The organism is Sphingobium sp. WR1 (assembly GCF_059693745.1).
In genome coordinates, this window is the sequence record NZ_JCATID010000001.1 from 82,814 (window position 1) to 107,837 (window position 25,024).

Annotated in this window: 24 protein-coding genes; 11 read left to right on the plus strand and 13 right to left on the minus strand. The window is 66.2% G+C overall.

The window, feature by feature from the left end; translation table 11 throughout:
- Window positions 1-150: 150 nt before the first annotated feature.
- The 6 genes from ribH to AC58EF_RS00490 all read right to left on the minus strand — a co-directional run bounded on the left by ribH (window position 151) and on the right by AC58EF_RS00490 (window position 4,906).
- Window positions 151-573, minus strand: a complete 423-nt coding sequence (gene ribH, locus AC58EF_RS00465) for a 6,7-dimethyl-8-ribityllumazine synthase (RefSeq protein ID WP_497273694.1) — start codon at window positions 571-573, stop codon at window positions 151-153.
- 12 nt (window positions 574-585) lie between these two features.
- Window positions 586-1,869: a 3,4-dihydroxy-2-butanone-4-phosphate synthase gene (gene ribB, locus AC58EF_RS00470; protein WP_497273695.1), complete on the minus strand. Its 1,284-nt coding sequence runs from the start codon at window positions 1,867-1,869 to the stop codon at window positions 586-588.
- A gap of 85 nt (window positions 1,870-1,954) precedes the next feature.
- Window positions 1,955-2,572 (minus strand): riboflavin synthase, encoded by a 618-nt coding sequence (locus AC58EF_RS00475; protein WP_497273696.1) that lies wholly within the window; start codon window positions 2,570-2,572, stop codon window positions 1,955-1,957.
- 36 nt (window positions 2,573-2,608) lie between these two features.
- On the minus strand, window positions 2,609-3,562 hold the full coding sequence (gene ribD, locus AC58EF_RS00480; RefSeq protein WP_497274158.1) for a bifunctional diaminohydroxyphosphoribosylaminopyrimidine deaminase/5-amino-6-(5-phosphoribosylamino)uracil reductase RibD: 954 nt from the start codon (window positions 3,560-3,562) through the stop codon (window positions 2,609-2,611).
- Between the two features lie 47 nt (window positions 3,563-3,609).
- Complete coding sequence (locus tag AC58EF_RS00485) at window positions 3,610-4,131, minus strand: hypothetical protein (protein ID WP_497273697.1); 522 nt, start codon at window positions 4,129-4,131, stop codon at window positions 3,610-3,612.
- Window positions 4,132-4,213: 82 nt separating this feature from the next.
- The gene (locus AC58EF_RS00490) at window positions 4,214-4,906 is read right to left on the minus strand and encodes an energy transducer TonB (protein WP_497273698.1); all 693 of its coding nucleotides are present in this window, start codon (window positions 4,904-4,906) and stop codon (window positions 4,214-4,216) included.
- Between the two features lie 205 nt (window positions 4,907-5,111).
- Between AC58EF_RS00490 and AC58EF_RS00495 the strand changes: the two genes are divergently transcribed.
- Window positions 5,112-5,669: a hypothetical protein gene (locus tag AC58EF_RS00495; RefSeq protein WP_497273699.1), complete on the plus strand. Its 558-nt coding sequence runs from the start codon at window positions 5,112-5,114 to the stop codon at window positions 5,667-5,669.
- Window positions 5,670-5,811: 142 nt separating this feature from the next.
- Here AC58EF_RS00495 and AC58EF_RS00500 read toward each other — a convergent pair whose 3' ends face one another.
- The 3 genes from AC58EF_RS00500 to AC58EF_RS00510 all read right to left on the minus strand — a co-directional run bounded on the left by AC58EF_RS00500 (window position 5,812) and on the right by AC58EF_RS00510 (window position 11,621).
- Window positions 5,812-7,077, minus strand: a complete 1,266-nt coding sequence (locus AC58EF_RS00500) for a DUF445 domain-containing protein (RefSeq protein WP_497273700.1) — start codon at window positions 7,075-7,077, stop codon at window positions 5,812-5,814.
- An 87-nt stretch (window positions 7,078-7,164) separates the two neighbouring features.
- Complete coding sequence (locus AC58EF_RS00505; protein WP_497273701.1) at window positions 7,165-10,335, minus strand: efflux RND transporter permease subunit; 3,171 nt, start codon at window positions 10,333-10,335, stop codon at window positions 7,165-7,167.
- 116 nt (window positions 10,336-10,451) lie between these two features.
- A complete protein-coding gene (locus tag AC58EF_RS00510) occupies window positions 10,452-11,621 on the minus strand; it encodes an efflux RND transporter periplasmic adaptor subunit (RefSeq protein ID WP_497273702.1) in 1,170 nt (389 codons plus the stop codon).
- A 242-nt stretch (window positions 11,622-11,863) separates the two neighbouring features.
- Between AC58EF_RS00510 and AC58EF_RS00515 the strand changes: the two genes are divergently transcribed.
- On the plus strand, window positions 11,864-12,112 hold the full coding sequence (locus tag AC58EF_RS00515) for a GlsB/YeaQ/YmgE family stress response membrane protein (RefSeq protein WP_497273703.1): 249 nt from the start codon (window positions 11,864-11,866) through the stop codon (window positions 12,110-12,112).
- A gap of 61 nt (window positions 12,113-12,173) precedes the next feature.
- On the opposite strand, the gene AC58EF_RS00520 is transcribed toward AC58EF_RS00515, so the two are convergent.
- The 3 genes from AC58EF_RS00520 to AC58EF_RS00530 all read right to left on the minus strand — a co-directional run bounded on the left by AC58EF_RS00520 (window position 12,174) and on the right by AC58EF_RS00530 (window position 13,336).
- Window positions 12,174-12,428 carry a GlsB/YeaQ/YmgE family stress response membrane protein gene (locus tag AC58EF_RS00520; protein ID WP_298400306.1) on the minus strand — a complete coding sequence of 85 codons (255 nt, stop codon included), beginning with the start codon at window positions 12,426-12,428 and terminating at the stop codon, window positions 12,174-12,176.
- A gap of 205 nt (window positions 12,429-12,633) precedes the next feature.
- Complete coding sequence (gene sciP / locus AC58EF_RS00525; RefSeq protein WP_497273704.1) at window positions 12,634-12,933, minus strand: CtrA inhibitor SciP; 300 nt, start codon at window positions 12,931-12,933, stop codon at window positions 12,634-12,636.
- A gap of 103 nt (window positions 12,934-13,036) precedes the next feature.
- Window positions 13,037-13,336 carry a hypothetical protein gene (locus AC58EF_RS00530; protein ID WP_497273705.1) on the minus strand — a complete coding sequence of 100 codons (300 nt, stop codon included), beginning with the start codon at window positions 13,334-13,336 and terminating at the stop codon, window positions 13,037-13,039.
- A 152-nt stretch (window positions 13,337-13,488) separates the two neighbouring features.
- Here AC58EF_RS00530 and mnmA point away from each other — a divergent pair, with 152 nt between their 5' ends.
- The gene (gene mnmA / locus AC58EF_RS00535) at window positions 13,489-14,595 is read left to right on the plus strand and encodes a tRNA 2-thiouridine(34) synthase MnmA (protein WP_497273706.1); all 1,107 of its coding nucleotides are present in this window, start codon (window positions 13,489-13,491) and stop codon (window positions 14,593-14,595) included.
- 4 nt (window positions 14,596-14,599) lie between these two features.
- Here the strand turns inward: mnmA and AC58EF_RS00540 are convergent, their stop codons facing one another.
- On the minus strand, window positions 14,600-15,040 hold the full coding sequence (locus AC58EF_RS00540) for a GFA family protein (protein ID WP_497273707.1): 441 nt from the start codon (window positions 15,038-15,040) through the stop codon (window positions 14,600-14,602).
- 125 nt (window positions 15,041-15,165) lie between these two features.
- On the opposite strand from AC58EF_RS00540, the gene hisG reads away from it, so the two are divergent.
- The 8 genes from hisG (at window position 15,166) to bioD (ending at window position 24,928) form a co-directional block, all read left to right on the plus strand.
- A complete protein-coding gene (gene hisG, locus AC58EF_RS00545) occupies window positions 15,166-15,828 on the plus strand; it encodes an ATP phosphoribosyltransferase (protein ID WP_497273708.1) in 663 nt (220 codons plus the stop codon).
- Entirely contained in the window at window positions 15,818-17,107 is a 1,290-nt protein-coding gene (hisD, locus tag AC58EF_RS00550; RefSeq protein ID WP_497273709.1) for a histidinol dehydrogenase, read from the plus strand. The genes hisG and hisD overlap by 11 nt, the downstream gene beginning before the upstream one ends.
- 85 nt (window positions 17,108-17,192) lie before the next feature.
- Window positions 17,193-17,639 carry a transcription antitermination factor NusB gene (gene nusB, locus AC58EF_RS00555; RefSeq protein WP_497273710.1) on the plus strand — a complete coding sequence of 149 codons (447 nt, stop codon included), beginning with the start codon at window positions 17,193-17,195 and terminating at the stop codon, window positions 17,637-17,639.
- A gap of 101 nt (window positions 17,640-17,740) precedes the next feature.
- Entirely contained in the window at window positions 17,741-18,655 is a 915-nt protein-coding gene (gene thiL / locus AC58EF_RS00560) for a thiamine-phosphate kinase (protein WP_497273711.1), read from the plus strand.
- Window positions 18,656-18,903: 248 nt separating this feature from the next.
- Complete coding sequence (locus AC58EF_RS00565; protein WP_497273712.1) at window positions 18,904-21,027, plus strand: sodium-translocating pyrophosphatase; 2,124 nt, start codon at window positions 18,904-18,906, stop codon at window positions 21,025-21,027.
- 92 nt (window positions 21,028-21,119) lie between these two features.
- On the plus strand, window positions 21,120-23,060 hold the full coding sequence (locus AC58EF_RS00570; RefSeq protein ID WP_497273713.1) for an alpha/beta hydrolase family protein: 1,941 nt from the start codon (window positions 21,120-21,122) through the stop codon (window positions 23,058-23,060).
- Between the two features lie 117 nt (window positions 23,061-23,177).
- Window positions 23,178-24,302 (plus strand): 8-amino-7-oxononanoate synthase, encoded by a 1,125-nt coding sequence (locus tag AC58EF_RS00575; protein WP_497273714.1) that lies wholly within the window; start codon window positions 23,178-23,180, stop codon window positions 24,300-24,302.
- A complete protein-coding gene (bioD, locus tag AC58EF_RS00580; RefSeq protein WP_497273715.1) occupies window positions 24,299-24,928 on the plus strand; it encodes a dethiobiotin synthase in 630 nt (209 codons plus the stop codon). The genes AC58EF_RS00575 and bioD overlap by 4 nt, the downstream gene beginning before the upstream one ends.
- Window positions 24,929-25,024: the final 96 nt, after the last annotated feature.

Sequence of the window (25,024 nt, forward strand, 5' to 3'; positions counted from 1 at the left end):
GAGGGGTGTCACCCTAACGATGGGATGACACCCTTCGGTCCCCTTACAGGAGAGGATGACAAAGTAGATCGTTCTTAGGACATCCACCCTGACGCAAAAAGGGACGGCTCCACCGGGAGCCGTCCCTTTTTTCATCCACCAGCGCGGCGATCAAGCGCCGAACTTCTCGCGCAGCGCCAGCATGGCGATGGCCGCCTTGGCCGCTTCGCCGCCCTTGTCCTTCTGGTCGGGCCGCGCGCGCACCAGCGCCTGTTCCTCATTCTCGACGGTCAGGATGCCGTTGCCGATGGGGATGCCGTCCATGGAAAGCGCCATCAGGCCGCGCGCGCTTTCGTTCGACACCACTTCGAAATGATAGGTTTCGCCGCGGATCACCACGCCGATCGCGACGAAGCCGTCATAGCGGCCGGTTTCCGCCGCCAGCGCCACCGCGCCGGGGATTTCCAGCGCGCCCGGCACCGTCACCACTTCATATTTATGGCCGGCATCGTCCAGCGCCGCCTTGGCGCCTTCGATCAGCAGGTCGTTGAGATGGTCGTAGAAGCGCGCTTCGACGATCAGGAATTTCGCCATGCTGATATCCTCTTACAGTTCGATCGCGCGCTGCCCAACCACGGACAGGTCATAGCCGTCAAGCGCGATCAGGCTGTGATGCGTGTTGCTGAGCAGCACCATGTCGTGCACGCCCAGTTCCGCCAGGATCTGCGCGCCCACACCATAGTCGCGCAGTTCGTCCATGCCCGTCCCCTTCTGTCCGGCATGATGTTGCAGGATGCGGCTGACGAAATCGCCGGGCGTCTGGCCGGTCAGGATGACGATCAGGCCGGCTCCTTCCTGCGCGATGATCTCCATCGACCTGGAGAGCAGCCCGGAACGCGGGCCGGTGGCGCCATAGACATCGTCCAGCAGCGACAATTGATGCATACGCACCAGGGTCGGCTGGTCGGGCAGGACATGCCCCTTCTGCAAGACCAGCTGCTCGGTATGGGTCGCCTTGTTGAAGAAGCTGATCGCTTTCCAGTCGCCGCCCCATTGGCTGTGGAAGACGGTTTCGGCGCGGCGCTCGACCATATGGTCATGCCGCCGGCGATAGGCGATCAGGTCGCGGATCGTGCCGATCTTCATCTTGTGTTTCTGGGCGAAGGGGATGAGGTCGTCGAGGCGCGCCATCGTGCCATCGTCCTTCATCACCTCGCAAATGACGCCCGACGGGTTCAGGCCGGCGAGGCGGGCAACATCGACCGCCGCCTCGGTATGGCCGGTGCGGACCAGCACGCCGCCATCCTTGGCGATCAGCGGGAAGACATGGCCCGGCGTCACGATGTCGGCGCTGCCCTTCGCCCCGTCGATCGCGACGGAGATGGTGCGGGCGCGGTCGGCGGCGCTGATGCCGGTGGTGACGCCCTCGCGCGCCTCGATCGACACAGTGAAGGCGGTTTCATGGCGGGTGCCGTTGTTGCGGCTCATCAGGTCCAGACCCAGATGCTCGACCCGGTCCCTGGTCAGCGCCAGGCAGATGAGGCCGCGGCCATGGGTGGCCATGAAGTTGATCGCGTCGGGGGTGGCCATCTGCGCGGGGATGACCAGATCGCCCTCATTTTCCCGATCCTCGTCGTCGACCAGAATGAACATGCGGCCGTTGCGCGCTTCGTTGATGATTTCCTCGGGGCTGGCGAGCGCGGTGCCGCCCTCGCGCTTGAGGATGTAGGATTCCAGCTTGCCCAAAGTTTCGGCGGTCGGGTTCCAGTCGCTTTCGCCCAGCTTGCGCAGGCTGTTGGCGTGCAGCCCGGCGGCGCGCGCCAGGCCGGATCGGGACATGCCGCCATCGGTGACGAGGCTGCGGACAGTATCGAGAAGCGCGGACGACATGAAAACGACTCCTTTCCCGGTTGGGATTGAGGCCGTATATCACATCACAATGTGATCAATGCAAGTTGCAATCACATCGGGTGGGCTATTTACTGTGATTGGCGCGAAGGCTCTGCATCCGGTCGAGATAGCGGGCCAGCACGTCGATCTCCAGATTGAAGGCGCGGCCTTCGGGCAGCTGGTCGAGCGTCGTCGCGGCGGCGGTGTGCGGGATGATGTTCAGGCCGAAATGCACGCTGCCGTCGGCCTGATCCTCGACGCTGTTCACTGTCAGGGAAATACCGTCGAGCGTGATCGATCCCTTTGCCGCCAGCGCGGCGGCGAGTTCGGCCGGCGCGCGAATGACCAGGCGGGTCGAATCGCCCTCGCGGGTCGCGGACACCAAATGGCCGATGCCATCGACATGGCCGGTGACGATATGGCCGCCCAGTTCGTCCCCGACCTTGAGCGCGCGCTCCAGGTTCAGCCGGCCACCCTCTTCCCACAGGCCCGGCGCGGTGCGCGCGACGGTTTCGGCCGACAGGTCGACCGCGAACCAGTCCGCGCCCTTTTCCACCACGGTTAGGCAGGCGCCCGAGCAGGAGATAGACGCGCCGATCGCGACGCCGTCCATGGCATAGGCGCAGCCGATGATGAGCCGCAGGTCGCCCCGCTGCTCCAGGCTGCGGATGGTGCCGATGTCGGTGATGATGCCGGTGAACATGATCGATCCTATAAGAACGGAGCAATGGAAGGGGGCTTAGGCGCTCCGAACCCGCTCGTAAACCTCCAGCCGATCGACCCCCAGCGACCGGGCGTCGGCCATGCGCCAGTGGCCATGGGCGTCGGGCAGTTCCTCCAGGCCGATGTCGCCGATCCCGGCCAGCCCCGCGCCGATGACGATCGGCGCGCGATAGAGCAGCAGCCGGTCGACCAGATCGGCGCGCAGGAAGGCGGCGGCCGTTTCCGCCCCGCCCTCGACCAGCAGATGGTCGACCCGTTCCAGCGTCGCGATATCCTCCGGCGCGCCGATCCGCGCCCAGCCCCTGGGCGCATCCCTGCGCGTCAGCAGCAATCGGCGGGGCGAGCGGTCCTCCAGCCCGCGCAGCCGCACGTCGAGGCGCGGCGCATCGGCGCGCAGCGTGCCGCCGCCAACCAGGATGGCGTCATGCCGCGCCCGCTCCATATGGGCGTGGGCGCGCGCGTCCGGCCCGGTGATCCAGCGGCTCGCCCCGTCCTTGAGCGCGATCCGCCCGTCGAGCGACAGGCCCAGCTTCAACGTCACATGCGGGCGCCCCAGCGTTTGACGCAGCACGAAGCCCGCCATCGCCCGCGCCGCCTCGTCCGCCATCAGTCCCATCTCTACCGTGACGCCGCGGTCGTGCAGCCAGGCGGCGCCCTGCCCGTCGGTGCGCGGATCGGGATCGCGCAGCGCGATCACCACGCGGTCGACGCCGGCGCGGGCCATCAGATCGGCGCAGCGCGGCCCGCGCGGGGACAGATGGAAACAAGGCTCCAGCGTTACATAGGCCGTTGCGCCGCGCGCCCGGTCCATCGCCTGCTCCAGCGCCTGCGCCTCGGCATGGGGGCGGCCGCCCTTCTGGGTCCAGCCGCGTCCGACGACATGGCCGTCGCGAACGACCAGGCAGCCGACATTGGGATTGGGGGTGGAAAGGCCGCGCCCGCGCCCCGACAAAGCGATCGCGGCGGCCATATAGCGCCGGTCGCCAGAAGAACCCGGGGCGGTGGACGCCATGATCGTCAGGGGTGGGCGGCCGCCGCCGGCTGCGCGCCGGGCTTCGGCGCGCCCTTTTCCGCCGCCTCCGCCTTGGCCAGGCGCTCGTCGAGCAGCGCGTCGATCGCTTTCACCGCTTCCTTGCGCTTGGCGGTGTTGCGGGCTTCCTCCTCGCGCCATTCGATGCCGAAAGCGTCGGCATAGCCCTGCATCTTCTTCTGCTGCTTGATCAGCGCCGCCTCGCGCTTGGCGAAGTCGATCTTCTGTTGCAGAATGATCGCCGCGTCGGACCGATTGGCGTCCCAGCTTTCGACATAGATGATCTTGTTGCGCGTCGGCATCGTGTTGGTGTTCGCATCGATGACGAAAGTCCAGACGATCACCCAGGTCAGCGCCACGGACAGGCCCAGCAGCGGCCATTTATGCTGGCGCTGCTGACGGAAATAGCTCCAGAAGTCGCCAAGCGCGCTCTTGGGAGAAACGGGACGGGGAAAGATCGCCATGCCGCCCTTATAGGGCAGTGCCGCGCCGGATGCAAAATGGTCCATGCTTCCTCCCTTTCCCTATGCCCCTTCCCGCAGGCGGGAAGGGCTGGATGTGCGACGCCGAAGGCTGGGAGGGCGTGGTTCCCTATCGATCCGTCAGGGTGAACCGCACCGTCAATATCTTGGATGACGTCACTGCCACCCCGTCGCGAGTCGCTGGGCGGAAGCGCCATTTGCGCAGCGCGTGACGCTGGGTGGCGAGCCAGAAACTCTCGTCGGTCGCCGACATTTTCTCGATATCGGCGACACGTCCTTCCGGGCTGATGGTCACACGCACCGTCACCGCGCCCTCCAGGCCCTGCCGGATCATCGCGCCGGGATAGTCGGGCTGGAAACCGGCCATGGCGCGCGGATCGATCGACGGTTCGGTCAGGACCGGAGCGCGGGGCGGCTCGACGGGCGGCACGATGATGGTCGGACCGGGGTCGATCGCCGTGCCCGATCCGGGCTCGGCGGTCATCGGCGGATCGCCCTTGGGCAGGATGACGACCGGATCGGTGACGGTCGGCCTTTGCTGGTTCTGCGGCTGGGTCTGGATCTTAGGATCGGCCTGCTTCTCGACGACGGGTTCGGGCGGCGGCGGAAGCGGAATATTCTTCGTAGTCAACGGCTTGGAAGGGCCGAACACCTCGATCACCTCCTTGGGGATCAGCAGGAAGGCGCCGATGACCAGCGCATGTACCGCTACCGTTCCGCCCACGCCAAGCGGCGACCGCCGCCCCGCACCATAGCGCGATTCCCCATTATTACCCGCTGTCTGAACTGCCATGAGTCGCATCGTCCGGCTCCTCTGTCTGCATCCTCTCCTCCGGTCCCTCCGGTCACGCGCCGGATGGGATTCGAAGATGAAATGATACAACATCATTATGTGATATGTTGCAACATTCAATTTGGGCCTGCAACATTCGGGTCGCATCGTGACATATGAAGGCAAAGCGCGGATGCGATCTCGCTACGAACAGGAATCCCTTTCAGGAGCCTTCATGCGTTTCCGACATCTTCTGTTCCTTGCGCCGCTTGCGCTCTCCGCGCCGCTCCTCGCCCAGCCTTCCGGTGGAACGGCTGGCCCCTGGGCGGCGGATGTCGACCAGGACGGCCGGATCACGCGCGACGAAATGGCCGCCTATATGAACCGCCGCTTCGGATTGATGGATCAGGATGGCGACGGGCTGGTCCCGGTGCAGGCGATGCAGCGGATGCTGGGGCATGAGCGCGACCGGATATCTGCGCAAGTTGGACCGCGGGAGGGCCGTGGTCCCGGCAAGGGACGCGGCGGGCACCGGAACGAAGGCGGCCCGCCGCCGGGCGGCCATCGACCCGATGGCAACCGCGCCGAAACAGGCGGTCCTCCCCCGCCGCCGCCCGGCCGCGCCATGCCCTATCCCGAAGACGGCAATGACGATGGTCAGATCGACCGCACCGAATTTGTCGGGCCCGCGCTGGCGATGTTCGACGATCGGGATCGCGACGGCGACGGCGTCCTGACCGCCGAGGAACTGCCGCTGCAGGCCGGAGGGGATGGGCCACGGTCCGGCGACTGAACCTGTCCGAACAGGAATCGGCCGCCTTCTCTCCTCTGCGCGGCCGGTTCCGCCGGGGCGCGTCGATTGGCCCGATGCGCCCCGGCACTTATTGGGGAAATGCGCCAGGGCGCATTTCGGGACGGCGCCAGCCCCCGCCTCCTCAGAAGACCATATCAACCGCGTGAATGGCGAGACCGACCAGCCCGCCGACCAAAGTGCCGTTGACCCGGATATATTGCAGGTCGCGCCCGACCGCATTTTCCAGCCGCGCCGTCACCGTGCCCGCATCCCAGCCGCGCACCGTGTCGCTGACCAGCCGGACGATCGCATCGCCATAGCTGGCGGTGGCGCCCACCGCCGCGCGCCGCACGAAGCGGTTGATGACCAGCCGCAGCCGCGCTTCCTGCTGCAAGGTGCCGCCCAGCGTCCGCAGCGCCTCGCCCAGCCGGCCCGCCATCGCCTTGCCCGGATCGCGCACCGCGCGCAACAGCCCGGCGCGCGCCTGCTCCCACAGCCCGTCGATCCAGCGCTGCATCGCCGGATTGTCGACGATCTCGTCCCGGATCGTCGCCACCCTGGCCTGCATCTCCAGATCATATTGCAGGTCGAACGCCAGCTTCGCCATGCCTTCCTCCGCCTTCAGCCGCAGCGGATGGCCGGGGTCCTCGGCCATGTCGGACAACAGCTTGCGCAAGCCATTGAGGATCGCATTGGCCAGATTTTCGTCCAGCCCGGTCCAGCGCAGGACCTTGCCCGCGCGCTCCTGCACCATCTGGCGAATCAGATGTTCGTTGGCTTCCAGCGTGCGGTCGGCCCAATGGACGATGCCGTCCATCACCGGGCCATGACGCCCGTCGCGCATCGCCGCCTCGATCGCCTGGCCGATCAGCGGCCCCAGGTTGATCGCCCGCAGCCTTTGGCCGATCGCGCCCTTGACCATGCCGCCCAGCCGTTCCTGGTCCAGCGCCTCCAGCACATCGGCGATCAGTCGTGACGCGCCCTCGCGCAGTCGCCCGTTCCCGGCTGATGGACTGGCAAGGAAACGTCCGGCCGCACCCGCCACATCCATATGCCGCATTCGCCGCGCGACCACGGCGGGGGTCAGGAAATTGTCGCGCAGGAACAGGGCCAGCGTGTCGCCGATCCGGTCCTTGTTGCGCGGGATGATCGCGGTATGGGGAATGGGCAGACCCAGCGGATGGCGGAATAGCGCCGTCACCGCGAACCAGTCGGCCAGGCCGCCCACCATCGCCGCCTCGGCAAAGGCCTGGACGAAGCCGATGGCGGGATGGATGTGGGCGGTGGCGCGCGCGGCGATGAACAGCGCCGCCATCGCCACCAGCATCCCCGTCGCCACCAATCGCATACGCCGGGCCGGGTGGGGGGCGAAGACGTCCTTGGACCGGGGCAGGCGAAGCAGGGTCATGGCGGTTAAACGGTTACGCTGCCGTTTCGTTCAGGCAAGCGCTTCTTTTTTGCCGGAGCATCTTCATTTGACGCTCCGGCTCATGCCTCATTCGGCTGGATGCACCTGGCCCGGTACCGGCTTGCCATTGTCGCCGGGCTTGTAGGTCAGCAGGCCCTTGCCCAGGCGCGGGCCGACCCAGCTTTCGAGACCGATCGCCAGGCTGAACACCGCCGGCACAATTACCAGCGTCAGCACGGTCGACAGGATCAGACCGCCGATCACGGTGATGCCCATCGGCGCGCGCCAGGCGCCGTCTCCCGACAGCGCCAGCGCGGTCGGCACCATGCCCGCGACCATCGCGACGGTGGTCATGACGATCGGCTGGGCGCGCTTGTGGCCGGCGTCGACGATCGCCTCCTTCTTGGGCACGCCCTTCTCCATCTCCTCCAGCGCGAAGTCGATGACCAGGATGGAGTTCTTGGCGACGATGCCGAGCAGCATCAGCAGGCCGATGAACACCGGCATGGAGATGGGATTGCCCGTAAGATGAAGGGCGAGCGCTCCGCCCAGCGGCGCCAGCAACAGCGATCCCAGGTTGACGAAGGGCGGCATCAGCCGCTTGTAGAGCAGCACCAGCACCGCCAGCACCAGCATGATGCCGGAGAAGACGGCGATGACGAAATTCTGGATCATTTCTGCCTGCCACTTGGCATCGCCCGCATTCAGCTTCTGCACGCCCTGTATCTTGCCGGCGACGATATCCTTCATCAGCGGCAGGGCGTTGATCTTCTGCATGGCCTGGCTGGTGACGATGCCGGGCGCCAGATCCGCGCCCACGACGACGCGGCGGATCTGGTTGTAGCGGCGGATCTGCGTGGGTCCCGCGCCGAAGCTGATGTCGGCGACGACGCGCAGCGGAACCGATCCGCCCGACACGGTCGGCACCGGCATGTTCTGGATCGTGGCGATATCCTTGCGGCTGTCTTCGGCCAGGGCGACGCGAATTGGAATCTGGCGGTCGGACAACGAGAATTTCGCCACATTCTGGTCGATGTCGCCGATCGTCGCGATGCGGATCGACTGGCTGAGCGCCATCGTCGTCACGCCCATGCTGGCGGCCAGGTCCAGCCGCGGTTTGATGATGATTTCGGGGCGCTGCATGTCGCCTTGCACGCGGGGCGCGCGCAGTTCGGGGATGCCGGCCATTTCGCGCACCAGCCGGTTGGCGGTCTGTTCCAGCAGCACCGGATCGTCCGACCCGAACATCATGATGATGTCGCGTCCGAAGCCGCCGCCCGACTGCGACTGGAAATTGACCCGCGCGTCGGCGATGGTCTGGAATTTCGGCGCGACCTTGCGCTCCCAATCGACCGAGCTGATGGGCCGGTCCTTCTTCAGGGTCAGGAAGATGTCGGCGCCGGTCGGTTCGATATCGGCGAAGGCGGCTTCGACCACATCCTTGTCCGCCGCCAGCAGGTCGGCGACCTTGCGCGTGATCGCGGTCGTCTGCTGCAGCGTGCTGCCTGGCACCGTCTCGATCTTCACCTGACTGAAGTCGGTGTTGATAGTCGGCTGGAAGGTCATGGGCAGCGTCGCGAAGGCCCAGAGGGTGCAGGCGAAGGCCAGGAAGCCGAGGCCCAGCGTCCAGACGCGGTGATCGGTGAAGAAGCCGGCGATCCGGCTGCCGGCGCCGCCGCGCGCACGGCGCGCCTTCGCCTTGCGATCGTCCAGCGACCAGCGCAGCACGCTCATATAGCGGTCCATCAGCCAGCCTTCGCCATGGCTTTCCTCGCCATGGGCCTTCAGGAAATAGGCGGCGATCATCGGTGTGATCAGGCGCGCGACCGCCAGGCTCATCAGCACCGACACGACGACGGTCATGCCGAACTGGATGAAGAACTGACCCGACAGGCCCGGCATCAGCGCGACCGGCAGGAACACCGCGACGATCGCCATGGTGGTCGCCAGCACGGCAAGGCCGATCTCGTCCGCTGCGTCGATCGACGCCTGATAGGCCGACTTGCCCATGCGCATGTGGCGCACGATATTCTCGATCTCCACGATCGCGTCGTCGACCAGCACGCCCGCCACCAGGCTGAGCGCCAGCAGCGAAATGCCGTTCAGGGTGAAGCCCATCATGTCCATGAACCAGAAGGCGGGAATCGCCGACAGCGGGATGGCGAGGGCGGAAATCATGGTCGCGCGCCAGTCGCGCAGGAACAGGAAGACGATGACGACGGCCAGCACCGCGCCCTCGATCATCGCCGCCATGGCGCTGTGATATTGTTCCTTGGTATAATCGACGCTGGTGTAAAGCTGCTTGAACTGGACCTTGGGATTTTCCTTTTTCAGCTGGTCCAGCACCTTCATTGCCTCGTCATAGACGGTGACGTCGGACGATCCCTTGGCCTTTTCGATGCTGAAGCTCGTGACCTGCCGTCCGTTCATCAGCGCCAGGCTACGCTGTTCGGCATACATGTCGCGCACGCTGGCCAGGACCGACAGCTTGACCGTGCGGGCGCCGGAAATGGCGATCTGGGTGTCGCCCAGTTCGCGCGCGTTGCGAGCGTTGCCCAGCACGCGGATCGACTGTTCGGCGCCTGCGATCTCGGTGCGGCCGCCCGCCGCGTTCAGGTTCACCTGCTGGAGCTGCGCGTTCACCTGCGCGGCGGTGACGCCATAGGCCTGCAATTTCGCGGGGTCGAGGATGACGCGGATCTCGCGGCTGACGCCGCCGCCGCGGTTGACCGCCGCCATGCCGCTGATCCCCAGCAGCCGCTTGGCGATGGTGTTGTCGACATACCAGGACAGTTCCTCCAGCGTCATGTCGGTCGCTTCGGCGCTGAAATAGGCGATCGGGCCGCCATCGATATCGATGCGCTGGACCTGCGGTTCGAGAATGCCTTCGGGCAGGTCGCTGCGGATCTGGTCGACGGCGTTCTTGACGTCGTTGACCGCGCGGTCGACCGGCGTGCCGATCTGGAACTGGATGTTCGATAGCGACTGGCCTTCGGACGCGAAGGAGGTGATCTCGTCCACGCCGCTGATGCCGCGCACCGCCGCCTCGATGCGTTGCGTGACCTGCGTTTCCAGCTCGGTCGGCGCCGCGCCGGGTTGCAACACGGTCACGCTGACCATGGGGAAGCTGACGTCGGGGTTGTTGTTGACGTCCATCCGCATGAAACTGATGATGCCCGCCAGCACCAGGGCGGCGAACAGTACCAGCGGCGTTACCGGATTACGGATCGCCCATGCGGAAATATTGCGAAAATCCATGACGCGCTTCCTTCGCCGGACGCCGCTCGCGTCCCCTCGTCTACTGCGGCGCGCGTTTCCCGCGCGCGAAATGATGGCGCGGCGCCGCCCAGCGCCGCCGCTGCCCTATCCCGGGCCTATCCGACCTTCATCGGCTCGGGCTTGACCTTCTGACCGGGGGTCAGGAAGGCGCCGGCCGACGTCACGATCTTTTCCGTGCCGTCGATGCCGCCCGTCACCGCGACGCCAGCGTCGGACACCTGGCCGACGGTCACGTCGCGCCGTTCCACCTGGCCCTTGGCGTTGACGATATAGACATAGCTGCCCTTGGCGTCATTCTGCACCGCCGATTCCGGCAGCAGCGGCGCGCTGCCCGATCCGCTGGTGATCATGGCTGAGGCAAAGCCGCCCGGCCGGATCGCCGGATTATAGGGGACGGCGACCCGTGCAATGCCCTGGCGGGTTTGCGGGTCGACGATCGGCGACACCTGCCATACCCGGCCGGCGAATTTTTCCTTGCTGCCGATCGGCGTCACCGACGCGCTGTTGCCGGCGCGCAGCGTGGCCAGATCGGCTTCGGCCACCTGCGCCTGCATCTCCATCTCGCCATCCTTGGCCATGCGGAACAGGACGCCGCTGCCCGCCTGGACGATCTGGCCCGGTTCGACCGTGCGGGTCAGCACCAGCCCGGCGGCGGGCGCGCGAATGTCCAGCCGTCCAGTGCGGGCCTGCTGCTCGGCCAGCTGCGCCGCGGCGACGCGCACGCGCGCTTCGGCCTGATCGCGGGTGGCGGTGCGCTGGTCGATGTCGGCGGCGCTGATGAAGCCGCGGCCGACCAGTGCCTTGGCGCGATCGAGCTGCGCCTGGGCCAGCTTGGCGTCGGCGCGCGCGACTTCGACCTGGGCGGCGAGCGAGCGCCCCTGTTCGGTCTGGACCGAGCGTTCGACGGTGGCCAAAACCTGGCCGGCGCGGACCCAGTCGCCCGGTTGCACCAGCACCCGCGTCACCATGCCGCCTTCGCCGACCACGCCGACCGGCATGTCGACCCGCGCCGCGAGCGATCCCGTCGCGCTGACCGTGCGCGAGACCACCGACTGGCCGGGGCTGGTCACGGTGACGACCGGGACCTGCGTTATAGGGGCGGATGTGTTCGCGCTGTCGCCCCCGCGCATGGAAATCCATGCCGCGATCGCGACCAGCACGACGGCTATGCCGCCGCCGATCAGCAGACGCCTGCGGCCCCGACGCGATTCCGCATCGCCGATGATGACCGCCGAGTCGCCCAATAATTGGGTTTCGTAATTCATGCCGATTCCATCTCTCCGGCGCTTCGCTCCTGTTCGGCAACTGTGTTATATGAATATAGCACCGCTCTCAACCCCCAATATCATGCGCAAAGGGGGGAGGGCAAAGCGATTATGCGCGGCGGACGGAGGCGGATTGGCGGCGATCCGTTCATCACCCGTTTCGGAAACGTATCGACTTGCCAAAAGCACCTGCTTATGGCGCAATGCACGATGGTGCGGGGGGATGATGAAAGGGACGCGCCATGGATTTGCTTGGATGGATCATCGTCGGCCTGCTGGCCGGCGCCGTCGCAAGGCTGGTGATGCCGGGCCGCGATCCCGGCGGTTGCGTGGTCACGATATTGCTGGGCATTGCGGGGGCGCTGCTGGCGGGCTTCGTCGGGCGTCTGGCCGGTATCTATGGGCCGGGGGAAGGGGCGGGATTCATCGCCGCCATGCTGGGCGCCATCGCCGTGCTCGCCCTCTATCGCCGGTTCGTGGGTGGTCGGTAGTCGGGGCCGAAAAAGGCCGCGCCCTCTCGGACGCGGCCCCTGGATCGAACCCTGTCGGTCTTTAACGGACCGATCCGCGCCGGACCAGATTGACGATCGCCAGCAGAATGATGGCGCCGACGAGCGACACCAGGAAGCTGTAGAGCGTCAGACCGTCGTTGATCGAACCGCCGCTGAAGATCAGACCGCCGATGAAGGCGCCGACGATGCCGACGACGATGTTGAGCAGGATGCCCTGCTGCGCATCGGTGCGCATGACCATGCTGGCGAGCCAGCCAATGATGCCGCCGACGATAAGCCACAAGATGATGCCCATATTACTCTCCTTGACCACGCCCCCTTCGGGTTGGGTGAGTGTTCAACGGAGGAAGGGGCATCGCGTTCCACAGACGAAAATGATTCCGGTTGGGAAACCATTTTGCCTTGGCGCGATGATGCGACGAATGCGAAAATTCCGCACGGACGAAAAAGGGCCGCCCGGTGCGTCGGGCGGCCCTTTTTCAGGCATCCTCCGGTCGGCGTCAGTATTTCTGCTGCCGTTCGTAGAGCGACTTATAATATTGGATGCGCGTGACGCGCAGGCCGTGCATACCTGACCGGTCGACCGCGCGCTGCCAGCCGGCAAATTCCTCCAGCGTCAGATTATAGCGCGCGCAGGCTTCGTCCACGGTCAGCAGGCCGCCATTGACGGCGGCGACGACTTCGGCCTTGCGCCGCACGACCCAGCGGGTCGTGTCCCTGGGCGGCAAGCTCTCCAGGGTAAGCGGCTCTCCGAGCGGGCCGACGACCTGTGCGGGTCTGATTTTCTGGTTCTCGATCATTCTTACCCTCAATATGCGGCACTGGCGTTGCCGAATTCAGCAGTGAAACCTTTATCTGGAGCAGCCCTGAACATCGGCTAAACCGCCACGGTAAACACTGCCTTCATCTTCCTTGTCCCCCCACGAGACGGCGTGCGATCAGCGGATTGAAGCTGCCCGCAAGCCGAACGGCCTCGATCGTGCCGCCGGAACGTGGCGCGAAGATATCGGCCAGTTCCTGGATCCAGTCGTCATCCCCATCCTGCCCCCGCAGGACGCCCGCGACCGCCTTCGCGGTGGGGCTGGCCGCCTGCGCGGCCGCGGTTGCGGCCCTCAGGAACGGCCAGACCGGCGCGCGTGGCCAACCCGGAACCTTGGCGCTGGCGGGCGTCAGCCCGCCGCCTCGGAGGAAACTCAAGTCCATGCACAGTCTTGTAGAAGGGAATGGATAACCGTCGGTAAATCCGGCCGGCGCTTTATCGCTCGCTTTGACCCATTCGGTCGCTAAATCGTGGATTGGGCGTCATAATTCGTTAACTTTTGCGATTGGGCCGCTGCTGCATTATATGCGCGCCCATGCAGCCCCAGTTTCAGCTTCCCCAGCCGCTCAAGGAGCGGCGCATCGTCGTCGCCATGTCGGGCGGCGTGGACAGCAGTGTCGTCGCCGCGCTCGCCGCCAAGACCGGCGCGGAGGTGATCGGCGTCACGCTCCAGCTCTACGATCATGGCGCCGCCGTCGGCCGCACGGGAAGCTGCTGCGCGGGCCAGGATATACGCGACGCGCGCGCGGTCGCCGACCGCATCGGCATCGCCCATTATGTCTTCGATTATGAAAGTCGGTTCCGCGATTCCGTGATCGCCGACTTCGCCGATGAATATATGGCCGGACGCACGCCCATTCCGTGCGTGAAATGCAATATGGGGGTGAAGTTCACCGACCTGTTCCAGATTGCGCGCGACCTGGGCGCCGACTGCCTTGCGACGGGCCATTATGTCCGGCGGATCGAAGGGGCGCAGGGGGCCGAACTGCACCGCGCCGCCGATCCGGCGCGCGACCAGAGCTATTTCCTCTTCGCCACGACCCAGGCGCAGCTCGATTATCTGCGTTTTCCTCTTGGAGGATTGCCCAAGCCGCAGGTGCGCGAGATCGCGGCCGAACTGGGTCTGTCGGTTGCGCTCAAGCCTGACAGCCAGGACATCTGCTTCGTGCCCGACGGCGACTATGCGAAGATCGTGCGCAAACTGCGCCCCGATGCGGACGAGGGCGGCGACATCGTCCATGTCGACGGCCGGGTGTTGGGGCGGCACAAGGGGCTGATCCATTACACGGTCGGCCAGCGCAAGGGGCTGGAGATTGGCGGCCAGCCCGACCCGCTCTATGTCGTGCGGCTGGATGCCGAGGGCCGCCGCGTGATCGTGGGGCCGAAGGCGGCGCTCGCGGTGTCGGGCGCGGTGCTGAGCGACATCAATTGGCTGGGCGGCGACCACACCGGGCCGCTGACCGCCAAGGTCCGCTCCATGGCGAAGCCCGTCCCGGCGCGGCTGGATGGCGACCGCCTGATCTTCGACGCGCCTGAATATGGCGTCGCGCCGGGGCAGGCGGCGGTCCTCTACGCCGGCGAGCGCGTGCTGGGCGGCGGCTGGATCGCTAGCACGCAAGGCGCGATGGCGGAAGCGGCGTAACCAGTTAGTCGGCAGGAATGAAACGAAGCGTGCCGGCTCGTCGGGCCGGTTGTCCGGTATCTGTAGGGTGGTTCACGCCGTCCAACACCGGCACTTCGGTAAAGTCGAATGGGCTGACGCCATCAAGGCAGGCGACATTCACACCATATTGCTGCTGATTGGAGCGGCGCTGATGATGCGTGTAGATGCCGCAGCGGGAACAGAAGAAATGTTGCGCCGCGCCGCTGTTGAAGCGGTAGCTCGTCAACATCTCTTCGCCGCGCAGGAAGCGGATGCCGCCGAGGGCCGCTGAAACGGCGACAGCGCCCCGCATCCGGCAATAGGAACAGGTGCATCGGCGAATGCTGTTGAAGCCATCGCTCAGCGTCACTTCGAACCGAACGGAACCGCAGTGGCATTGGCCGCTACATATGTGCGCGTCGTCTTCCATGTCGCTCTTGCTCAATGTCTAGGATCATGATTATGGCGATGTCCTGAGACGTGGACAAGGATGAGCGAAGGTTGACAACTTCTTTCCCGCCTCCCCCAAACCTTGCCCTTTTACGCCCTCGCGCGTAAGGCGCGCGCGTCATGACTCGCCCACTCACCTTCGCCATCCCCAAGGGCCGCATCCTCGATGAGGCGCTGCCCCTGCTCGCCAAAGCCGGTATCGAGCCGGAGGCGGAATTTCATGACAAGAAGAGCCGGGCGCTGCGCTTCGCCACCAACCGGCCTGACGTGTCGATCATCCGCGTGCGCGCCTTCGACGTCGCCACCTTCGTCGCCCATGGCGCGGCGCAGATCGGCATCGTCGGCTCCGACGTGGTCGAGGAGTTCAGCTATTCCGAACTTTACGCGCCCGTCGACCTCGACATCGGCCATTGCCGCCTGTCGGTCGCCGAGCCGGTCGACGCCGCCGACGAGGATCAGGCCGCGATGAGCCATGTCCGCGTCGCGACCAAATATCCGCACCTCACCCGCCGCTATTATGAGGCGCGCGGGCTACAGGCCGAATGCGTGAAGCTGAATGGCGCGATGGAACTGGCCCCTTCGCTCGGCCTGTCGCGCCGGATCGTCGACCTGGTGTCGTCGGGCGCGACGCTCAAGGCCAATGGCCTGGTCGAAACCGACATCATCATGCAGATTTCGGCGCGCCTCATCGTCAACCGCGCCGCCTACAAGATGCGGTCGGCCGAATTGTCGCCGCTGGTCGAGGCCTTTCGCGCCGCTGTGGGGGTGAAGGATGCCACTTAAGCTTTCCACCACCGACGCCGATTTCGCGTCCGCTTTCACCGCGCTGGTCGACGCCCGCCGCGAGGCGGACGAGGATGTCTCGCGCGATGTCTCCGCGATCCTGAAAGCGGTCCGCGCCGGGGGCGACGCCGCGCTGGCCGACTATACCCAGCGCTTCGACCGCCACGACCTGAACGTCAGCGGCTGGGCCGTGACCCCGGCGGAAACGCGCGCGGCGCTCGACGGCATCTCGACGACCTTGCGCGACGCGCTCGAACTCGCCGCCGCGCGCATCACCGCCTATCATGAAAAGCAAAGGCCGCAGGACAGCGACGGCGTGGACTCGGCCGGCGTGCGCCTCGGCGCTCGCTGGAGCGCGGTCGACGCCGCCGGCCTCTATGTGCCGGGCGGACGCGCCGCCTATCCCAGCTCGCTGCTGATGAACGTCATCCCCGCCAAGGTTGCGGGCGTCCGCCGCATCGCCATGGTGACGCCGACCCCGAACGGAGAGATCAACCCGCTCGTCCTTGCCGCCGCGCAGATTGCGGGGATCGAGGAAATCTGGCGCGTCGGCGGGGCACAGGCGGTGGCCGCGCTCGCCTATGGCACCGACCGGATCAGGCCCGTCGACGTCATCACCGGTCCCGGCAATGCCTGGGTCGCCGAAGCCAAGCGCCAGCTTTACGGCGTGGTCGGCATCGACATGGTCGCCGGCCCGTCGGAGATCGTCGTCGTCGCCGATGGCCAGAACGACCCGGAATGGACCGCCGCCGATCTTCTGAGCCAGTCGGAGCATGATCCGACCAGCCAGTCGATCCTCTTCACCGACGATGCGGCCTTCGCCGATGCCGTCGCCGCCGCCGTCGATCGCCAGATACCGACCCTGTCCACCAGCGCCGTCGCCCGCGCAAGCTGGGACGCCAATGGCGCAATCATTCTGGTCCGCGATCTGGACGAAGCCATGCCGCTGGTCGATCGGCTCGCGCCCGAGCATCTGGAACTGGCAGTGGACGATCCCGACCGCTATTTCGCGCAGGTGCGCCATGCCGGCTCGGTTTTCCTTGGTCGCATGACCCCCGAGGCAGTCGGCGATTATGTCGCCGGGCCGAACCATGTGCTGCCGACCGGCCGCCGCGCGCGCTTCTCGTCGGGCCTGTCGGTGCTCGATTTCATGAAGCGCACCAGCTTCCTGAGCCTCACGCCGGACGCCATCGGCGCGATCGGCCCCGCCGCCGTCGCGCTGGCGCAGGCGGAAGGGCTTCCCGCGCACGCCGCCTCGGTGGCGCTGCGTTTATCTTGACACAACAGCCGTTCGGTTCGAGCTTGTCGAGAACATCGCGCAGGGTTCTCGACAAGCTCGAACCGAACGGAGTAGGGGGCACCCCATGAACGACCGCTCCAAATCCCGCTCCGCCGCGCGCCTTGCCGCGGTTCAGGCGCTCTACCAGCTCGAAATGGAGGGCACGCCCGTCCATATCCTGCTGCACGAATTCCATCAGCATCGCCTGGGCGCCACGATCGAGGACGTCACCTACGCCCAGGCGGAAGAATCCTTCTTCGACGATATCGTGTCCGGCGTGGACCGTCGCCGCGACGAGATTGACGGCCTCATCACCGCCCGCCTGTCGAGCGGCTGGAGCCTCGATCGCCTCGACAAGCCGATGCGCCAGATATTGCGCGCGGGCACCTATGAACTGCTCGCCCGCCCCGATGTCGGCACCGGCACCGTCATCAGCGAATATGTCGACGTCGCCCACGCCTTCTATGACAAGCGCGAGGCCGGCTTCGTCAACGGCCTGCTCGACGGCGTATCGAAGGACGTGCGGAAATAGGTTTACCCCCCGTTCGTTTCGAGCGAAGTCGAGAAACCGGGCGCCGCGCCAATCGGTTCTCGACACGCTCGAACCGAACGGATGGTTTTCAGGGAGGGATTATGTCCGCCGAATCCCGCTTCCTCACCCTGCTGCGCCTGCTTGCCCATGATCCGGCGGCGCAGGGGCTGGTGGACGATGTCGCGATCCTGCCCATCGGCGACAGCCGCCTGATCCTCACCAGCGATACGATGGTCGAGGGCGTCCATTATCTCCCCACTGATCCCCCGGAAGATATCGGCTGGAAGCTGGCGGCGGTGAACCTGTCCGATCTCGCCGCCAAGGGCGCGACGCCGGTCGGCTGCCTGCTCAACTATGCGCTGTCGGGCGATGATGGTTGGGACGCCGCCTTCCTCGAAGGGCTGGGCGACGCGCTCGACCGCCACGCCATGCCGCTGCTGGGCGGCGACACGGTGAAGATGCCCGCCGGATCGGCCCGCTGCTACAGCCTGACCGCGATCGGCGAAGCGACGGGGCCGGTTCCCGCCCGCACCGGCGCGCGGCCGGGCGATCGCCTCTATGTCACCGGCCCGGTGGGGGATGCGGGGATCGGCCTCGCCCTCGCCAGCGCCGATCCGTCCGCCGCCGGCCCGCTGGTCGAAGCCTATCGCCGCCCGCGCCCGCGCCTGGCCGAAGGCGCGCTGCTCGCGCCGCTCGCCACGGCGATGATGGACCTGTCCGACGGGCTGCTGATCGACGCTTCGCGCATGGCGCAGGCGAGCGGGGTCGCCATCATCATCGACCATGTCCCGCTTTCCCCCGCACTGGAAAAGGTGCGTGGCGCCAGCACCGCCGTCCAGATCGCCGCCGCGCGCGCGGGCGACGATTATGAGCTGCTTTTCGCCCTGCCCCGCGGCGTGGCGCCCCCCGTTCGCGCCATTCCCGTCGGCCATGTCGCGGATGGCGCGGGCCTTCGGCTGATGATCGACGGAGCGGTCATTCCGCTGCCCGACAGGCTCGGCTGGGAACATGGATAGGGCTTGCCCAGCCGCGCTTGATCCACATCATCCGCCACCGGCTTGACGCGCGCCGTCCGGCCTGTAGCTTGATCCCACCCTATTCTCAGCCGGTTGGAGCGCATCGATGCGTGACGCCCTGATGCTGATTGACGCGGTGCCCGATGCCGGACCCTTCCTGTCCGGCCGCCCGTTCTTGCGCCCTTCGCCCGTCCGTCATTCCCTGCGGAGCGGCCGATGACAGCAACAACAGGGGGAGAGGAACAAGCATGTTGATAGTTTATGTCGCCATAGGGTGCGGCCTTCTGGCCGTGCTCTACGGACTGTTCACCAGTCGCCAGGTGCTGGCCGCATCGCCCGGAAATGACACCATGCAGGCGATCGCCGGCGCGATCCAGGAAGGGGCGAAGGCCTATCTCGGCCGCCAATATACGACGATCGCGATTGTCGGGATCGTTGTCGCGGTCATCGTCGCGCTGTTCCTAGGCCTCACCTCCGCGGTGGGGTTCCTGATCGGGGCGGTCCTGTCGGGGGCGGCGGGTTTCATCGGCATGAACATCTCGGTGCGCGCCAATGTCCGCACCGCCGAAGCCGCGCGCGGCACGCTACAGAGCGGCCTCACCGTCGCCTTCCGCGCGGGCGCGATCACCGGCATGTTGGTGGCCGGCCTCGCCCTGCTCGCGATCAGCACCTTCTTCTGGTATCTGACCGGCCCGGCCGGCCATGCGCCCGACGACCGGCTGGTGATCGACAGCCTCGTGGCGCTGGCCTTCGGCGCATCGCTCATCTCCATCTTCGCCCGCCTTGGCGGCGGCATCTTCACCAAGGCGGCCGATGTCGGCGCGGACCTGGTCGGCAAGGTCGAGGCCGGCATCCCGGAGGACGACCCGCGCAACCCGGCCGTCATCGCCGACAATGTGGGCGACAATGTCGGCGACTGCGCCGGGATGGCCGCCGACCTGTTCGAAACCTATGTCGTCACCGTCGGCGCGACCATGGTGCTGACCGCGCTGCTGGTCAGCGGCGTCGACAACGCCTTCCTGATGAAGCTGATGGCGCTGCCGCTGATCGTCGGTGGCGTGTGCATCATCACCTCGATCATCGGCACCTATATGGTCCGCCTGGGCGCCAGCCAGTCGATCATGGGCGCGCTCTACAAGGGTTTCTGGACCACGGCGATCCTGTCCATCCCCGCAATCTACGGCGTCAGCGTCTGGGTGCTGGGCGACATGCACGCGGTATTCGGCGCGGATCTCGACGGGATCGGGGGCTATACCGGTATGGCGCTCTTCTGGTCGATGATGGTCGGCCTCGCCGTCACCGGCCTGCTGGTCGTCATCACCGAATATTATACCGGCACCAATTATCGCCCGGTCCGCTCCATCGCCAAGGCATCCGAAACCGGCCATGGCACCAACGTCATCCAGGGGCTGGCGATCAGCCTGGAATCGACTGCGCTGCCGACTTTGGTGATCGTGGTCGGCATCATCGTCGCCCATCAGTTGGCGGGCCTGATCGGCATCGCGTTCGCCGCGACGGCGATGCTGGCGCTCGCTGGCATGGTGGTCGCGCTCGACGCCTATGGTCCCGTTACCGACAATGCCGGCGGCATCGCGGAAATGTCGCACATGGACGACAGCGTCCGGGTCAAGACCGACGCGCTCGACGCCGTGGGCAACACGACCAAGGCGGTGACGAAGGGCTATGCCATCGGATCAGCGGGCCTTGCCGCGCTCGTCCTGTTCGGCGCCTACACCGAAGACCTCAAATTCTACAATAGCGCGTTAGGCCTCGTCCAGCCGGTCGATTTCAGCCTGTCCAACCCCTATGTCATCGTCGGCCTGCTGCTGGGAGCGCTGCTGCCCTATCTGTTCGGGGCAATGGGCATGACCGCGGTCGGCCGTGCGGCCGGCGACGTGGTAAAGGACGTGCGCGACCAGTTCGCCACCAACAGGGGCATCATGGAGGGGACGTCGCGCCCCAACTATGCCCGCACCGTCGACCTCGTCACCCGCGCCGCGATCAAGGAGATGATCGTCCCTAGCCTGCTCCCCGTGCTGGCGCCGATCATCGTCTATTTCGCGATCGCGGCGGTCGCCGGCATCGACAATGGCTTCGCGGCGCTGGGCGCGCTGCTGCTGGGCGTCATCGTCTCCGGCCTGTTCGTTGCCCTGTCGATGACCTCGGGCGGCGGGGCCTGGGACAATGCCAAGAAATATATCGAGGACGGCCATCATGGCGGCAAGGGCAGCGAAGCCCATAAGGCCGCGGTGACGGGCGACACGGTCGGCGATCCCTACAAGGACACCGCTGGCCCGGCGGTCAATCCGATGATCAAGATCACCAACATCGTCGCGCTGCTGCTGCTCGCCGCGCTGGCGCATGGAGCGTGATGCAAAGTCCTGATTAAACTGTCGATTTCAGATGACGCCCGATCGGCCCCGTCCTATCAGAAGGACGGGGCCGATGTTTTTCAGGGGGGATGATGAAGCGCGTTATCGGGCTGCTGGCGGGGGGCGCCGGCCTGTGGATCATGGCGGCATCGGCGCAGACGGCGCCGGCACAGCCATTGACGATCCAGGATTTTGCTGCGCTGCCGCTGATGGATCGGCCGACGCTCTCGCCGGACGGCCTGCATATCGCCAGCCGCGCGGCGGTGGCGGGCGAACAGCGGATGGTGATTGCCGATGTCTATGAAGGCCCCAATCGCATCCGCACGCTTGGCCTGGGGGAAAATGATCTCAACTGGTGGAAATGGGTCAATGACGACTGGCTGATCGCCGGCGTGGGCAATGAAACCAATGTTCAGGGTATGCCCTGGTATCTGAGCCGCGTCGTCAGCGTGAAGCGCGACGGCAGCAAGTTCAATCTGCTGGCCAAGAATGTCGCCGCGCAAAATGCCGACGACGTCATCTGGGTCGCGCGTGACGGCACGCCCCGTATCCTCCTTTCGTACCAGACCTCCATCTACTACAGCGAACCTGGCTTCTGGCCGAAGGTGGACGAAGTCGACATCACGACCGGCCGGATGCGCAACGTCGTCGCGCCCAGGGAGTTCGTGCGCGGCTGGTACGCCGACGCCGCCGGCAATGTCCGCATGGGCATCGGCTATAATGACAGTATGCGCACGTCCAAACTGCTCTACCGTCCCGACGGGAAGTCCAGCTTCCACGTCGTCGACCGGGCTGACCGGCGACGCGACGAATCGCTGGTGGTGCCGCTGCTCTTCACCGCCGATCCCGGCCGGGCGATCGCCAGCGACGATCATGAAGGCACAGATGCGCTGTACGAACTGAATCTCGCCACGCTCGAACTGGGGCGGAAGATTTTCACCGCGCCCGGCTTCGACATTGGCTGGGTCGAGGAGGACGCCGCCGGCACCGGCCTGGCTGGCGTGCGCTATACCGGCGACGCGCCGATGGTGCACTGGTTCGACGCCAATCTTGCGAAAATCCAGGCGGATGTCGACAAGGCGGTCGGCGAACGCCGCGCCCGTATCGTTTCCACCAGCCGCGACGGCCAGCGCATGATCGTGCATGTCGGCACGTCCGACCAGCCCGGCGCCTATTATTATTACGACACCGCCGCCGGCGCGATGAGCCTTTTGTCCCGGGTCAGCGATCGCTTCCCGGTCAAGGCGCGCCTCTCACCTGTGAAGACGATCCGCTACAAGGCGCGCGACGGGCTGGAGATCGCCGCCGTGCTGACCTTGCCGGCCGGCAAGGACCCCAAGAATCTCCCGCTCATCCTGATGCCCCATGGCGGTCCCTTCGCCCGCGATGCGGAGGAATGGGACTGGTGGGTGCAGTTCCTGGCCTGGCGCGGCTATGCCGTGCTTCAGCCCAATTATCGCGGCTCGTCGGGTTATGGCACAGCCTTCGCCGAAAAGGGGGAGGGGCAATGGGGCCTCGCCATGCAGGACGACCTCAACGACGCGGTCGACTGGGCGGTGAAGCAGGGCATTGCCGACGCCGGGCGCGTGTGCATGGTCGGGGCCTCCTATGGCGGCTATGCGGCGATGCGCGCGGCCCAGCGCGACGGGGCGAAATATCGCTGCGCCGTCTCCTATGCCGGCGTCTCCGATCTGGCGGCGATGATGCGCTATGACAGCCGTTTCCTCAACCATGGCGGCCGCAAGGACTGGATGAAGGAACAGGCGCCTGATTTCGCCGCCGTTTCGCCGATCAACTTTGCCGCCCAATTTTCGACACCCATCCTGCTGATGCATGGCAAGAAGGACCGGCGCGTGCAGGTGGGTCAGTCGCGCGAAATGGCGGAGAAGCTGAAGGGCGCGGGCAAGGTGACGGGGCGCGACTACATCTATGTCGAACAGCCGCTCGCCGACCATTTCTTCACGCGCGAGGCGGATCGGCTGGAATTTCTCGAAAGGCTCGATGCGTTCCTGAAAGAGCATAATCCCGCCTGAACCGCGGCGACGCCCTCATGCCTCCCGCTTGCGGGAGAGGATGACAAATATGGTGGGAAACGGGGGAAGCCAAGGGCTTGCTTGCCCCTCCCGCTGGCCGGGCCTATAGCGCGCGCCATGACTGCCGAACTCTTCCGTTCCCAGCTTGCCGCGCTGGAGCAGCGCGGACGGCTGCGTCGCCTGTCCCCCCGCGCCGGGCGCGATTTCGCCTCCAACGACTATCTCGCTTTGGCCGGCGATCCGATGATCGCGCAGGCCGTCGCCGACGCCGTCGCGCGCGGCGTGCCGCTGGGGTCGGGCGGCTCGCGCCTGCTGCGCGGCAACGCGCCCGAGCATGAAGGGCTGGAGGCGAAGGCGGCCGACTTCTTCCGCACGCAGGCGGCGCTGTTCGTCGCCAATGGCTATGTCGGCAACCTCGCCCTCTTTTCCACCTTGCCGCAGCGGGGCGATCTGATCGTCGCGGACGCGCTGATCCATGCCAGCGTCCATGACGGCATCCGCATGAGCAAGGCCGCTACGGTCTTTGCCGCGCATAATGACGTGCAGAGCTTCGCCGATCTCATCGCCGCCTTTCGCGCCGAAGGCGGCAAGGGCCGTATCTGGATCGCGGTCGAGACGCTCTATTCGATGGACGGCGACATGGCGCCTCTCGCCGACCTCGCCAAACTTGCTGCGCAGCATGATGCGATGCTGTTGCTGGACGAGGCGCATGGCACCGGCGTCTTCGGACCCGGCGGACGCGGCCTGTCGGCGGGTCTCGACGGGCTGCACAATGTCATCACCCTCCATACCTGCGGCAAGGCGATGGGCGCGGAGGGCGCGCTGATCTGCGGCCCGCGCATCCATGTCGACTATCTCATCAACCGCGCCCGCCCCTTCATCTATTCGACCGCCCCGTCGCCGCTGATGGCAGTCGCCGTATCCGCCGCGCTCGACCGGATCGAGCGGGCCGACGACCTGCGCGAACGGTTGAAGACGCTGCGACAGGATGCGGCGGAGGCGATTTGCGGCCCGCTGGGCTTGCCCAATCCGCGCAGCCAGATCGTGCCGGTCATCCTGAAGGAGGATGCCCGCACCATGGCCGCCGCCGCCGCCTTGCAGGAGGCGGGGTTCGACGTGCGCGGCATCCGCCCGCCGACCGTGCCGGCGGGCACCAGCCGGCTGCGGGTGTCGCTGACGCTCAATGTCGGCCGGCCGGACGTGCTGGCGCTGGGCGAGATGCTGCGCCGGCTGGTCCGATGAGCATTGTCGTCGTCACCGGCACCGACACCGGCATCGGGAAGACCGTCTTCGCCGCCGGCCTCGCCGGTGCGCTGGGGGCCTATTACTGGAAGCCGATCCAGGCGGGCGTCGATCCGCAAGGCGACAGGGAGACGGTCACCGCCCTGTCCGGCCTTCCCCCCGAGCATATCCTGCCCGAAGCCTATCGCCTCGCGACGCCGGCCTCGCCGCATCTCGCCGCCCGGATCGACGGGGTGGAGATTCGCCTCGATCGCCTCGCCTTGCCGCAGGTCGACGGGCCGCTGGTGATCGAAGGGGCAGGGGGCGTGCTCGTCCCCGTCACCGAAACGCTGTCGATGGCGGACCTGTTCGCCCACTGGGGCCGGCCGGTGATCCTCTGCGCCCGCACGGGGCTTGGCACGATCAACCACAGCCTGCTCAGCATCGAGGCGTTGAAGGCGCGTGGCGTTCCCATCGCCGGCATCGCCTTCATCGGCGATCCGCACAAAGAGAATGAACGGATCATTCCGCGGATCGCCGGAATTGCCTCGCTTGGCCGCCTGCCGCGCCTTGATCCGCTGGACCCGGCCAGCCTGGCGCGAGCCTTCGCGGCGCATATCCGACTTTCCGAACCTTTCAACCGCTGATAATTTTCGACCAACGACATGGACATCCTTGTTTGACGGGCGTTCAAGTCCCGCCATGCCGGGCAAAAGTCCGTCCGACCTGTCACAAGCAAGGGA